This is a genomic window from Streptococcus sp. HCA-5024, from assembly GCF_037890265.1.
Lineage (GTDB): Bacteria > Bacillota > Bacilli > Lactobacillales > Streptococcaceae > Streptococcus > Streptococcus lingualis.
This window is the reverse complement of record NZ_JBBKBR010000002.1, coordinates 67,572-80,762: the sequence shown is the minus strand read 5'-3', so window position 1 is coordinate 80,762 and position 13,191 is coordinate 67,572. Positions and strand designations below refer to the sequence as shown.

General features: G+C 41.1%; 13 protein-coding genes. 2 read left to right on the top strand and 11 right to left on the bottom strand.

Annotated elements, in window-relative coordinates:
• Nucleotides 1–25: 25 nt before the first annotated feature.
• The 3 genes from WKT08_RS04040 to WKT08_RS04030 form a co-directional block, all read right to left on the bottom strand.
• Complete coding sequence (locus tag WKT08_RS04040) at nucleotides 26–850, bottom strand: carbohydrate ABC transporter permease (RefSeq protein WP_070659973.1); 825 nt, start codon at nucleotides 848–850, stop codon at nucleotides 26–28.
• A 3-nt stretch (nucleotides 851–853) separates the two neighbouring features.
• Complete coding sequence (locus WKT08_RS04035; protein WP_070659970.1) at nucleotides 854–1,732, bottom strand: carbohydrate ABC transporter permease; 879 nt, start codon at nucleotides 1,730–1,732, stop codon at nucleotides 854–856.
• Between the two features lie 72 nt (nucleotides 1,733–1,804).
• Nucleotides 1,805–3,100 (bottom strand): ABC transporter substrate-binding protein, encoded by a 1,296-nt coding sequence (locus WKT08_RS04030; RefSeq protein WP_070659967.1) that lies wholly within the window; start codon nucleotides 3,098–3,100, stop codon nucleotides 1,805–1,807.
• Nucleotides 3,101–3,331: 231 nt separating this feature from the next.
• On the opposite strand from WKT08_RS04030, the gene WKT08_RS04025 reads away from it, so the two are divergent.
• Together WKT08_RS04025 and WKT08_RS04020 are read left to right on the top strand one after the other, a co-directional pair.
• Nucleotides 3,332–3,853, top strand: a complete 522-nt coding sequence (locus tag WKT08_RS04025; RefSeq protein WP_340280243.1) for a DUF2975 domain-containing protein — start codon at nucleotides 3,332–3,334, stop codon at nucleotides 3,851–3,853.
• A gap of 10 nt (nucleotides 3,854–3,863) precedes the next feature.
• Nucleotides 3,864–4,070 carry a helix-turn-helix domain-containing protein gene (locus tag WKT08_RS04020; protein ID WP_003006064.1) on the top strand — a complete coding sequence of 69 codons (207 nt, stop codon included), beginning with the start codon at nucleotides 3,864–3,866 and terminating at the stop codon, nucleotides 4,068–4,070.
• A gap of 130 nt (nucleotides 4,071–4,200) precedes the next feature.
• On the opposite strand, the gene WKT08_RS04015 is transcribed toward WKT08_RS04020, so the two are convergent.
• The 8 genes from WKT08_RS04015 to recN form a co-directional block, all read right to left on the bottom strand.
• Nucleotides 4,201–4,962: a hypothetical protein gene (locus tag WKT08_RS04015; protein WP_037614230.1), complete on the bottom strand. Its 762-nt coding sequence runs from the start codon at nucleotides 4,960–4,962 to the stop codon at nucleotides 4,201–4,203.
• Between the two features lie 470 nt (nucleotides 4,963–5,432).
• The gene (gene metG, locus WKT08_RS04010; protein ID WP_340280240.1) at nucleotides 5,433–7,424 is read right to left on the bottom strand and encodes a methionine--tRNA ligase; all 1,992 of its coding nucleotides are present in this window, start codon (nucleotides 7,422–7,424) and stop codon (nucleotides 5,433–5,435) included.
• A gap of 160 nt (nucleotides 7,425–7,584) precedes the next feature.
• The gene (locus tag WKT08_RS04005; RefSeq protein ID WP_003012031.1) at nucleotides 7,585–8,277 is read right to left on the bottom strand and encodes a phosphoglycerate mutase; all 693 of its coding nucleotides are present in this window, start codon (nucleotides 8,275–8,277) and stop codon (nucleotides 7,585–7,587) included.
• Nucleotides 8,278–8,421: 144 nt separating this feature from the next.
• Nucleotides 8,422–8,868, bottom strand: coding sequence for a Fur family transcriptional regulator (locus WKT08_RS04000; protein ID WP_003006041.1), 447 nt, complete (start codon nucleotides 8,866–8,868; stop codon nucleotides 8,422–8,424).
• Between the two features lie 603 nt (nucleotides 8,869–9,471).
• Nucleotides 9,472–9,747: an HU family DNA-binding protein gene (locus tag WKT08_RS03995; protein WP_003006038.1), complete on the bottom strand. Its 276-nt coding sequence runs from the start codon at nucleotides 9,745–9,747 to the stop codon at nucleotides 9,472–9,474.
• A 110-nt stretch (nucleotides 9,748–9,857) separates the two neighbouring features.
• Nucleotides 9,858–10,691: a DegV family protein gene (locus WKT08_RS03990; RefSeq protein WP_045759182.1), complete on the bottom strand. Its 834-nt coding sequence runs from the start codon at nucleotides 10,689–10,691 to the stop codon at nucleotides 9,858–9,860.
• 89 nt (nucleotides 10,692–10,780) lie between these two features.
• A complete protein-coding gene (locus tag WKT08_RS03985; RefSeq protein ID WP_340280235.1) occupies nucleotides 10,781–11,509 on the bottom strand; it encodes a metallophosphoesterase in 729 nt (242 codons plus the stop codon).
• 20 nt (nucleotides 11,510–11,529) lie between these two features.
• On the bottom strand, nucleotides 11,530–13,188 hold the full coding sequence (gene recN, locus WKT08_RS03980) for a DNA repair protein RecN (RefSeq protein ID WP_340280233.1): 1,659 nt from the start codon (nucleotides 13,186–13,188) through the stop codon (nucleotides 11,530–11,532).
• Nucleotides 13,189–13,191 lie beyond the last annotated feature (3 nt).

Here is a 13,191-nt window from a genome sequence, read left to right as displayed (position 1 = left end):
TTCCTTTTCTAAGATGAAGTTTCTCCTACTTAACAGCCCCAGAAACCCCATTGTAAATATATTTCTGAAGGGATAAGAAGACGATTAAAATTGGAAGGATGACAATCACAACCCCTGCCAAGATGACTGGCCAGTTTGTCCCATAAGGCCCCTTGAAGGCAAACAAGGCTGTTGAAATAACTTTTAATTTGCGGTCTGGCATGTACAAGAAGGGGCTATAGAAGTCATTGTAGACACCGACTCCACTGATAATTAACATGGTTACGATTGGTGCTTTTAAGTTTGGAAGAATAATTCTCCAGAAGATTCCAAAGTAGCTAGCACCATCTAAAAATGCCGATTCATCAAGGGAAACAGGAATCTCATCCAAGTATTGTAAGAATACATAAACAGAAATGACATCTGTTCCCAAGTTCAAGAGGATAACTGACCAGATTTTGTTAAATAGTCCAAGACCATTAATGATTTGGAAGGTTGCTACCTGGCTGGTGATCCCTGGAATCAACATAGCCAAAACAAAGAGCATCAAAATGGGTTTTTTCAACTTGAACTCAAATCGACTCATCGCATAAGCAAACATAGAAGCGAGGGTCAATTTCCCAACCATACTCACCACAAAGATAAACAAGGTGTTTTTAAATCCTAAGAGCATTTGGCCATTCACAAAGGCTGTTTTGTAATTTGAAAAATCAAATGATTTTGGCAAATCCAAAACTCCACTGCTTAGGAATTCTTTGTTTGTTTTAAAAGATCCAATAAAGACCACTAGGATTGGAAGAAGGGCCACAATGGCTCCTGCCACCAAAATCACATATTGAAGGACCTTCCCTATCGAGACTTTCTGTTTCATTCCTTACTTCCTTTCATTCGTTGCCATTTTTTGAACGAGCGAGACAACAATCACAATCACAAGGAGAATAATTGCCATTGCAGATGCCAGTCCCACTTTATTGTATTTGAAGGCCGTATCAATGGTTTGAATCACAAAGGTCGTTGTTCCATTTGATCCACCAGTCATGATATAAGGGATATCAAATACGCTTAATGATCCGCTGACACCCAAAATAATATTTAAGAAAATGATATTGCGGATACTAGGGACAATGATATAACGGAACTGATCCCAACGGTTTGCACCATCAATCTCTGCCGCCTCATAAACTTCTGGATTGATAGATTGAATCGCTCCTAAGAAGACCAAGAAGTTAAATCCAGTATAGCGCCATACAGAGGTAAAGGCTAGAGAAATATTGTTGATCGAACGATCACCAAGCCAGAGATGGATTTGATCTCCCAATCCGATAGCTTTCAACACTGTATCCAAGGTTCCGTTTCCTTTAAAGAAATAAAGGAAAATGAAACCAATAGCTACCCCATTTAGTAGATAAGGGAAGAAAAGAATTCCTTTCCACAAATTCGCAAATTTCACTTTGAAAGAAAGAATGGTCGCGAACAATAGAGCTACTGCTAATTGGAAAAAGGTTGCAATGAAGTAATACAAACTGGTTTTAAATACAGTAAAGTAATTTGGATTGGTTAAAACCGTTTTATAGTTTTCAAAACCAACATACTTAGCATTTGTGCTATAGCCGTTCCAATCTTGCAAGCTATATTGGAACATTTTGAAGAGAGGGTAGTAAGAAAACGTCAAAATCAATGCGACTGGAATAATCGTAAAGGCAAAGATAATCAACCGTTTTTCTCGATCTCTTTTTGATGTACTTTTAAACATATTCTTCCTCCAAATCAAAAGCTGACAGGGTCAAACTCTTATTTCGTCTTTCTCTGCCAGCTGGTGATCATCCTATTTTTGTGAAACCTTTTCAATCGCTTCTGACCAGCGTTTGTTAAAGTCTTTCATAATATCATCAAAGCTTTCTTTTGAGTTTCCAATAGCAGCATCGATGATACGTTGTTTTTCTTTATCTGTAGAACCAATACCTAATTGTGATTCATCATTGATATCACTAAACAAGGATTCTTTTCCTGCTGGAGCTGGATTTTCTTCAAGCAATTGAACACCAGCTTTTTGACTTGCTTTCAATGATGCTGGATAATCCGCACCTTTCACAGTTGGGAGACCACCATTGTCCTTAGCGTAGTCAGATTCATTCACCAACCAATCCAAGAATTTACGAGCTGCTTCTTTGTGTTTACTATGCTTATTAATACCATAGTTGTAATCTCCTGTAACTGTCATGTATTGTTTGCCATCAGGAGCCGTCATAGGGAAGGCCATATATTGGATATCTTTTGCATTATCAGGATTGGCTTGCTGTACCTGTGGAATTGCCCAGCTACCTAAAACCATAACCCCAATCTTACCGTTTGCAAGATCAACTTTTGATTGTTCCCAATCTGAAGTTGTCGGATCAGCTTCAATCAATTTTTCTTTGCTGACAGTATACAAGGTGTTATAGATGGTGTTCATGACTTTACCATCTTCAAACGGAGCTTTGTCTGTCGTCAATTTGTTTGTGAAGTCTGCATCACCTGCAGCACCAGCTTTTACAAAGTCCCAGTTGGTTAATGTCCATCCAGCTGCATAGTTGGTATACAATGGTGTTACTTCTGAATTATGCTCTTTAACTTTTTTCAGTGCTTTTACAAAGTCTTCAGGAGTTTTTGGAAATTCTTTTACACCTGCATCTTTGAAGACTTTCATGTTTACGACCAAACCAGTCGCATTCATTTGACTTGGAATACCATAACTGATACCGTCATAGGAGCGATCATTCATCCCAAGGTATTTTTTAGAAAGTTCATCTTTTTTACCAAGTGGTTCAAAGAAGTTCTTATAATCTTGAGGTTTAATGTCAGATGGAATCATTAGGATATCCCCATAATCATCACTATTCATACGAGTTTTAACTTGACCCGCATAGTCTGTGATCGTTTGGACCTCAATTTTGATATCAGGATTTTTTTCATTAAATTGTTTAATGTATTCATCCCATTTTCCATTTGTTTCCCAGTCTGTCCGATGGTTGATGAAAGTAATGGTTTCTTTCCCGCTATCCTTAGACTCTCCATTTGAGCATCCCACTAATAATAGAGTTGCAAGAGTTGCAGCTCCTAATCCTAACAAACCTTTTTTCATTAGATTTGCCTCCTTGAATGAATTAATTGTTTTCTTTTATGAATTCATTATAACACAGAAATTTTAAAAAGTATATACTTTTTATTTAAAAATATATACTTTTTGTAAAATATTTTTAAAATCATCGTAAAAAAGAATTTTTTTATTGTTTTTCGATACTTTTTTATTGACTTATTTTTTATAAGGAGTATACTATAAGTGAAAAATAAATAAACTTCAAGGAGGCTTGCGATGAAAAACTCAAAAACCTTAAAAGATATCATTGAAGTCTTAACGGCTTTCATTTACTTCTGTGGCTTTATAACCGTGGCCGCACTGGTCGTCCACCTGCTTTCCCGCATGGGGCTTTTTAAAGATCTCATTCAATCAGGTCGCTTGTCCTTTGATGTGAATGGCATCCAGCTCTTCCCCAAACATCCACAACCTCTCTGGCAGCTGCTCTTCCCACTAGCCTCAAGCGCTATCTATATTTACCTTCTCATCACCATTCGCAGCTTCCTCCAAAATCTCTACCAAGAAAAGATCTTTTCTCACTCCAACATTGCTCTTTGCAACCGAGCTTGGAAGATTCTCTTGGTCTTATCCTTTATGTCTGGCACACTTGAAACCAGTGGAAATGCTTATCTCCTTCCCTTCACTTTCCAATTTACCTTTAACACAGGGCTTCTCCTTGCCGTTCCAATTGTATGGGTCCTTGGCAAAATTTTAGAGAGAGGGATTGAGATCGCAGAAGAAAATGAGCTGACCATTTAAGGAGGGGACCATGATTATCGTCAATCTAGATGTCATGCTGGCCAAGCGAAAGATGAAATCCAATGAGCTAGCTGACAAAATCGGCATCACCACAGCCAACCTCTCCATCCTCAAAACCGGCAAGGCCAAAGCCATCCGCTTCACCACCCTTGAAGCCATCTGCAAAGAACTCGACTGCCAGCCAGGAGATATCCTAGAATACCGGCCAGATGAATAGGATAAGTATCGACACAACAAAAGCACTCCCGTGGGAGTGCTTTTGTTCTATAGTGGTCTGTTTAATAACACTAAATCTTATCGATTATTTAAGTTATCATATTCATTCGCACTTAACCAGTTTTATAAATTTACTCTTCTATAACTTCAGCTTCTTTACGAATCGATTCAAGATCTTGTTCATATTGTTTTGTATCATAATTAATCATCTTAGAAAGTTCTTTTTGCAAGTTCTCTCCCATAGGTTTCATAGTAGCAAATGTCATTCCGCCTGAGATCACACCTGAAACAACTGGTAATACTTTAGAAACCCCTTTTGCAAAAGTCCCTTTAGTAAGACTAATTCCAAAGATTTTTAGAACTTTTTTCAAAATTGGATAATACATCGTTTTAGTTAAAGCTTTTTGAGGAATTGATTTTAAAGCCTGTTTTCCAATCGCTACTCCACCTGCACGTAAAATTGCAGCAGCTCCTGATACACCCAACATAATTCCCAAGTATAGTAACAATGTATCTTGTGCCTCTTCTGTTAGCTTATCTTTTTCAGACCATAAATATTGGAAACCATAAATATAACCCAGCTCTTGAGCTAATTTTAAAGACATCGCATAATATTGTGCAACATCAGCAGGAATTGTAATTGCCATAGCAACTCCTCCTGGTAATCCCGCTAATACAGATGCTCCGCTTGCCATCAATACATTATCCATAATACATGTTTTCGCAACTTTATCCAATCGTTCTTTGTCAACCATGTTTACTGGACCGTCTAATAGTAGTTGATTCACCTGATCTCTACTCAATCCTTTTCCAAACTTATCCATAAGAAATTGATTTCGATCAACTTTAACAACTGGTATTTTAGCAACTTGCTCTAATACCTTAATAGCCATATCTTCTGGTCTATCGTTAATTTTCTCTTTTGCACCATTAAATGCTTTACCGATTTCTTTTGAAGTACTATTTGCGATATCACCTACAACTTTAGTTGTTGTGTTAAATCCATCTCCAATAATTTTCGTTGTAGCATTCACTCCGTCCCCAACAATTTTCGTTGTAGCATTCACTCCATCTCCAACAACTTTTAAAGTCCCATTTGCAATATCGCCAGCTCCCTTGACAATATCATCCCAAAAAGCCATAACAAATCTCCTAAATTTTTCTTCAAATAATTCTATAGATAAAACAAAATCTATATCTAAATTATCCTACATGGAGATAATTTTGTCAATGGATATATAAATATTTTAAATTCTAGATAAGTAGTATTTACTAGCTAAAACAATAGTGGAAACAGCCTTGAATGGCTGTCTCATATACAACAAAAGCACTCCCACCGGAGTGCTTTTCATATATCTTTCGTTTAGCCGATGATGCTTCCATTTGGAACAGATGGATCAACTGTTAAGACTGTTAATTGATCTCCGTGTTCTGCGGAAAGAATCATGCCTTGGCTGACATATTTCTTCATCATCTTACGTGGTTTAAGGTTGGCCACGATTTGAAGTTTTTTACCGACCAATTCTTGTTCATTTGGATAGAATTTCGCGATACCAGAGAGGATTTGACGGTCTTCGCCATCTCCTGCGTCTAGGCGGAAGCGAAGCAGTTTGTCTGATCCTTCGACGCGTTCCACTTCTTTGACTTCTGCTACACGGATTTCAACCTTGTCAAAGTCTTCAAATTTGATCTCGTCTTTTTCAGACTTGAGTTCCACTTCTTCTGGAATCCATTCTTTTTCTTTTGGTTTTCCAGCAGTCATTTGAGATTGGATGTAGGCAATTTCTTCTTCCATGTCGAGACGTGGGAAGATTGGAGTTCCTTTGGCAACCACTGTGACATTTTCAGGGAAACCTGCTAGGGTCAAGTTTTCAAGATCGAAGTCCAAGCCCAAGCCAAGTTGTTCCATGATGGCATTTGAGGTGTTCATCATGAATGGTTGGATCAAGTGAGCCACAACACGAAGGCTAGCCGCTAAGTGAGCCATGACCGCTGCCAATTGTTCCTTGTCCCCATCTTCTTTAGCGAGGACCCAAGGAGCAGTCTCATCGATGTACTTATTGGTCCGAGAGATGATGTTCCATACGGCTTCCAAAGCGCGTGGGTAATCAACCGCGTTCATTTGCTTGTGGTATTCTGCGATGTTTTCTTCAACTACCTTAGCCAAATCTGCATCAAATGCAGTGACATTTTCCACATAAGCTGGAACTTGACCACCAAAGTATTTGTTAATCATGGCTACCGTCCGGTTAAGGAGGTTTCCAAGGTCATTGGCCAATTCATAGTTGATACGAGCCACGTAGTCTTCTGGTGTGAAGGTCCCATCAGAACCAACTGGAAGGCTACGCATGAGGTAGTAACGGAGTGGATCCAAGCCGAAGCGTTCCACCAACATTTCTGGATAGATGACATTCCCTTTAGACTTCGACATCTTGCCGTCTTTCATGACAAACCAACCATGGGCAATCAAGCGTTCTGGCAATTTGATATCCAACATCATTAGAAGGATTGGCCAGTAGATCGAGTGGAAACGAAGGATGTCTTTTCCAACCATGTGGAAGACGGTTCCGTTCCAGAATTTATCAAAGTTTTCATGATCTTCTTGACCGTAACCAAGAGCCGTCACATAGTTGAGAAGGGCATCAATCCATACATAGACCACGTGTTTTGGATTAGATGGAACTGGGACTCCCCAAGTAAAGGTAGTCCGAGATACTGCCAAATCTTCCAAGCCTGGCTCGATGAAGTTTTTCAACATTTCATTGAGACGAACATCTGGCGTGATGAAGTCTGGTTGGGATTTGAAAAATTCAACCAAGCGGTCTTGGTATTTGCTGAGACGAAGGAAATAAGATTCTTCAGAAACCCATTCTACTTCGTGGCCTGATGGGGCTACCCCACCGATGACCTTGCCATTCTCATCACGGAAAACCTCAGCCAATTGGCTTTCTGTAAAGAACTCTTCATCAGAGACTGAATACCAACCAGAGTATTCACCAAGGTAAATGTCGTCTTGCGCAAGCAAGCGTTCAAAGACTTGTGCCACCACTTTTTCATGGTAGTCGTCTGTCGTACGGATGAATTTATCATATGAGATATCGAGTAATTGCCAGAGTTCTTTCACTCCAACGGCCATCCCATCTACATAAGCTTGTGGCGTAATCCCAGCTTCTTCTGCTTTCTGCTGGATCTTTTGACCGTGCTCATCGAGACCAGTTAGGTAGAAGACATCGTAGTTCATCATGCGTTTGTAACGTGCCAAGACGTCACAGGCGATCGTTGTATAAGCTGAACCAATATGCAATTTACCTGACGGGTAATAGATAGGGGTTGTGATGTAGAATGATTTTGTCATTTTCTTTTCCTTTCAGGGCTAATGGAACCCAATTTAGTAACACTCTATTATAACATTTTTAGGAGACCCTGAAAACCCAAAACCAGCTAGGATCTAAGGAAGACAAGCAAAAAAGCTGACCGAAGTCAGCTTTCTATGATTGATAACGAATCCTGCTATCTTACTTACCAAGATAGTATTCTTTTACAACGTTCAATTTTTCGTCAAATTCGAATACCAATGGTGGGAAGTTAGGGATTTCCACGTCCATGATTTCGTCGTCTGACAATTGTTTGATGTGTTTAACAAGAGCACGGATTGAGTTACCGTGTGCTCCTACGAATACGTTTTTACCGTCTTTAAGAGCTGGAGCGATTTTATCTTCCCAGAATGGAAGAGCACGTTCCAAAGTAACTTTCAAGTTTTCAGCATCTGGAATCACTGAATCGTCAAGTGAAGCATAACGACGGTCAGTGTGTGCTGAGTGTTCATCATCACGGTCCATTGCAGGAGGCAATACATCGTAAGAACGACGCCAGATGTGAACTTGTTCATCACCAAATTGTTCAGCAGCTTCTGCTTTGTTTTTACCAGTCAAACCACCGTAGTGACGTTCGTTCAAGCGCCATGATTTTTCAACTGGAACCCACAATTGGTCAGAAGCTTCAAGAGCCAAGTTAGTAGTTTTGATCGCACGTTTCAATACTGAAGTGTAAGCTTGGTCAAATTCGATACCAGCTTCTTTGATCAATTTACCAGCGTCGATCGCTTGTTGTGTACCTTTTTCAGACAAATCAACATCAGCCCAACCAGTGAAAAGGTTAGCTTTGTTCCATTCAGACTCACCGTGGCGAGCAAAAACCAATTTTACCATTAGATGGATCTCCTTTTTATTCTCCGAGGTTTCCCCCGTTTATCTATTTTATTCTACTAGATTTTCAGTAAAAAATCTAGTGGCGACCATAGAAAAGTGCAATTTCTCACAAAAAAGAGCCTGACGGCTCTGCTTTCTCTCACATTAATTTTTCTGACAGTCGGGGCAAATGCCATAGACGGTCATCTGAGTCTTGGTGATCTGGTAACCACTTTGACTGGCTGCTTCTTCGCGAAGATCTGGGACTTCAATGTCCACATCTGCGATACGACCACATTTTTCACATACCACATTCAAATGGTCATGCCCCATGAAATCAAAATAGGTCGTGGTATCATTGCGAACCTTGATCTCAGAAACAACACCCTCATCAATTAAAACCTTGATATTGTTGTAGACAGTTGCTAGACTCATGCTTGGAAACTGAGGCAATAAATCACGATAGATCTTCTCAGCGCTTGGATGTTCATGACTCGCCACTAAATAGGAAAGAACTGCTCTGCGGGTATCGGTAATCCGAATGCCCTTAGCACGCAAATTTTGCAAGACTTCTTCCACACGCTCTTCTTCATGACGATGCAATGCGTTCACTATGATCCCCCCTTTCCAATATGATTTAATCGATTCGTTACCCTTATTATATCATGTTTCAAAACAAATCACTATTTAGAATGCTTTTAATTAAAAAAAATGTCCAGTGGACATTTTTTTCATGAGCCTGAAAATGGAAGAGCGAGTTTATGTCCAGTGGACATTTTTTTCATGAGCCTGAAAATGGAAAAGCGAGTTTATGTCCGGTGGACATTTTTTTCATGAGCCTGAAAACCGAAAAGCGAGTTTTTGTCCGGGGGACATTGATTCATGAGCCTGAAAACCGAAAAGCGAGTTTATGTCCAGGGGACATTGATTCACGAGCCTGAAATAGATTCATCTACTCTCAACCGATCCAACTGGTCATCCAGCGCACGGTTCCTAGGATCATTTTTACCACGAGGATCATAAAGCAAAATTCCAGTACGAACCACAGCCCTTTCAATAGATACAAAATAGGTCGGATAAACAACAAGGCAAAGAGGCCTAAAATGAATCGCATGGTCTTTTCTCTCTTTCTTTTTTCCTATTATACCCTTATCCTATAGAGCTGTCCAACAAAAAAACCATCCTAGAAATCTAGGATGGCTTTTCAAAATGCAATTATTTAACTGCTTCTTTAAGAGCTTTACCAGCTTTGAATGCTGGAACTTTAGAAGCTGCGATTTTGATTTCTTTACCAGTTTGTGGGTTGCGACCTTTACGAGCTGCACGTTCACGAACTTCGAAGTTACCGAAACCGATCAATTGAACTTTTTCACCTTTTGAAAGGTATTCTGAAACTGCTGCGAATACAGCGTCAACAGCTGCTGCTGAATCTTTTTTAGTCAATTCTGTAGCTTCTGCCACTTTTGCGATCAAATCTTGTTTGTTAGCCATTTAACAAATCCTCCAAATTTTTTTAGGCTTTACGCCTTAACAGTACTATAATATCTAAAAAAAGCCTTTAGGTCAAGTACTAAACCTGTTTTTTCAAACATTTATTCAGCTTATTCGTAGCGCACCAAAACTGCAAATGCATTCTCACCTGTATGAGTTTGAATAATCGATCCAGTTTCGAGAACAGGGATTGCTTTTTCAACGAGAGATTGCAACTGAGCCTTCATTTCATTGGCCCACTCTGGTGTCCCTGCGTAAGAAATCCCGATCTCAGCCACCTTACTATGGGAAAGTTTCTCTACCAATTCATCCAACCATTTCTTAAAGGTCTTGTTTCCACGGCCCTTGACGATTGGTTCCAACTGATGGTCCTTCATTTCCATCACCACACGGATGTTAAGAAGCGAGCTCAAAAGTCCGGTAACACGGCCAATCCGACCACCTTTAACTAGATTTTCCAAGGTAGATACGCCGATATACAACTCTGTCTTTTCTTTGACTTCTTCAATACGAGCTAAAACGGTGTCTAGATCTGCTCCTTCTTTAGCCAACTTAGCTGCCTCAACCACTTGGAACTTCATAGCTTGGTCTGTAAAGCCACTATCAATCACGGTCACATCTGCCCCTGACAAGGTTGCCCCTTGGCGAGCCGCCTCTACGGTTCCTGACAAGGCATGAGACATATGAATTGAAACGATATGAGCTCCGTCTGCTGCTAGTTTTTCATAAATTTCCGCAAAGACTCCAACGGGTGGTTGGCTGGTCTTTGGAAGATTTTTGCTAGACTGCATTAAGCGCAAGAAGTCACCCTCACCCAACTCACTGTCGGAATAAAGGACTCCATCCACCATAACAGAAAGTGGCACAATGGTGATGCCATATTCTTCAACCACTTCAGGCTCAATTGTAATAGATGAGTCTGTAACTATTTTAATATTTGCCATATATTTCTATACTCTTCCTAAGAATGTTCTGCTTTCATTATATCAAAAAACACGGGGTTTTGCAGTGAAAGATATCCATTCCTGCTTCCTCAGTCGTCTGCGGCAGAAAAACCTGTATTATGAAGGACATGGTCATGGACAATGCCTTGATCATCCAAGAGCAATCCATGGAGGACTCCACCAAAGACAGCGCCCCCATCGACACCCATCTTCTGATCTGAAATCCAAAGATTTTCGGTGCCGACTGGCTCATTGAGCAGTCCATAGACTGGTGTATGGCCAAAGACGATCCATTTGTCTGTATGATTCTCCGCTTCATGGAATGGTTTTCGGATCCAGACCTTTTGGTAATCACTGGTTTCTCGCCAATTTTCAAGGGTTAGATCCACACCAGCGTGGACAAAATAATAGGTCTCTGTCTCGTAGTCAAAAGGCAAACTACGGATGAAGGCCACCAAGTCAGGAACGGCATTTTCTACTGCTTGCGCATCCGCAATGCCATCTACAGGAGCATCGAGTGGCCGGCCTAACAGAGAGTTGATGGTCGTATCGCCACCATTTCTTCGGTAGTGGTCATAACGCTCTTCTGGATTGTCCAACCAGGCTAAAAACATGTACTCGTGATTCCCGGAAAGGCAAACCGCTCCGTGATGGTCTACGTAGTCCTTTACGATTTCAATTGATCGTTTGCCATTTTCGCCTCGATCTATCAAATCCCCTAAAAAGACCAATTGAGCTTTTCCATCCCACTCTGTCATGAGCTCTTCTAGCATTTGTGCTTTTCCGTGAATATCTCCGACTACAAAGTATCTTGACATTGTTTCAAACCTTCTTTCTCTTAACGCTTGAGAAGTTGCTCTGCTTGTTGACGGGCAGCTTCCGTTAGATCCTCTCCTGCCAGCATCTTGGCAATTTCTTCGATTCGTTCTTCTCTATTGAGCAAACGCACAGTAGAGACAGTTGAGTGTTCATCACTGATTTTCTCAATATAGAATTGATAATCTGCTGCAGCGATGACTTGAGGCAGGTGAGAAATGGCAAGCACTTGGCCATTTTGACCAATCTTATGAATTTTCGCTGCGATGGCTTGAGCCACGCGACCAGAGACCCCTGTATCCACCTCGTCAAAGACGATACTAGTTTTTCCTTCTTTTCGAGAAAAAGCCGACTTAATAGCCAACATCAAGCGTGACAATTCTCCGCCGGATGCTACCTTGACAAGGGGTTTAAAGTCCTCACCTGGGTTGGTCGAAATGTAAAATTCGACAGCTTCATTTCCCTCACGATTAAACTTAGCCTTGCTAAAACGCACTTGGAAGCGCGCCTTGTCCATGTAGAGATCTGCCAATTCTTGCTGGATTTCATTTTCCAAGGCTTGGGCTAGGGCATGCCGCTGATCACTCAAGTCTTGAGCCAAGGTGACCAAGCTCTTTTCTAGACGTTTGAGTTCTTTTTCCAAGTCCTCAGACGAGAGGTCACTTCCGGTGAGGAGGCTATATTCTTTGGTGATTTGCGCCAGGTATTCCAAGACATCCTTGACTTGGCCACCATACTTGCGCGTGATCGAGTGGATCAAATCCAGTCGTGATTCCACCTGCATGAGGCGATTGCCATCAAACTCCAGACCATCGACCACATCTTCTAAGCGCTTGGTAATATCCTCAAGGGCATAGAAGGTTTCCGATAACTGGCCTGAGAGCTCTTTGTAGCTGGGATCATATTCTTCAATGCTTTCCAGATCATTCATGGCTGAGCGCACATTGGAGAGGCTCGAAAATTCTTCTGCATCCAGCATGGTATAGGCATTGGTTAGGGTATCTGCAATCATCTTGTGATTGAGCAGGCGTTGGCGTTCTTGCTCCAGACGCAGGTCCTCATCCACTTCCAAGGCAGCTGCCTCAATCTCTGCAATTTGAAACTCCAACATCTCAATGCGGGCCTTGTTTTCCTGCTGATTGCGCTGGAGTTCCACCACTTGTTTGCGCAGGCGTTTGTAATCTTCAAAGGTCTGACGATAAGCGTCTTTGGTTTGGAAAAAGGCTGCATCTCCAAATTCATCTAGCATAGCGATATGCAATTGGGGCCGCATCAGCTCTTCCTGATCATGCTGGCCATGGATATCCACCAAATGTTGCCCGACCGCCTTTAAAACAGACAAATTCACCATCTGACCATTGATCCGGCTGACACTTCGTCCATTTTGCAAGATCTCTCGGCGAATGATCAATTCATCGGTCCACTCTAGTCCTTGCTCTTCAAAGAGAGTCGTCAAGTGGCGATTGCTCTCAACGGTGAAGAGCCCTTCGATTTCTGCTTTTGGGGCTCCGTGTCGAATGACATCGGTCGTTGCGCGGCTTCCCAGCATCATGTTCATGGCATCGATAATGATGGATTTCCCTGCACCTGTTTCCCCTGTCAGTACCGTCATTCCCTTTTCAAAATTTAAGGAAATCTCTTCGATAATGGCAAAGTTCTTAATCGAAATTTCTAATAGCATAGG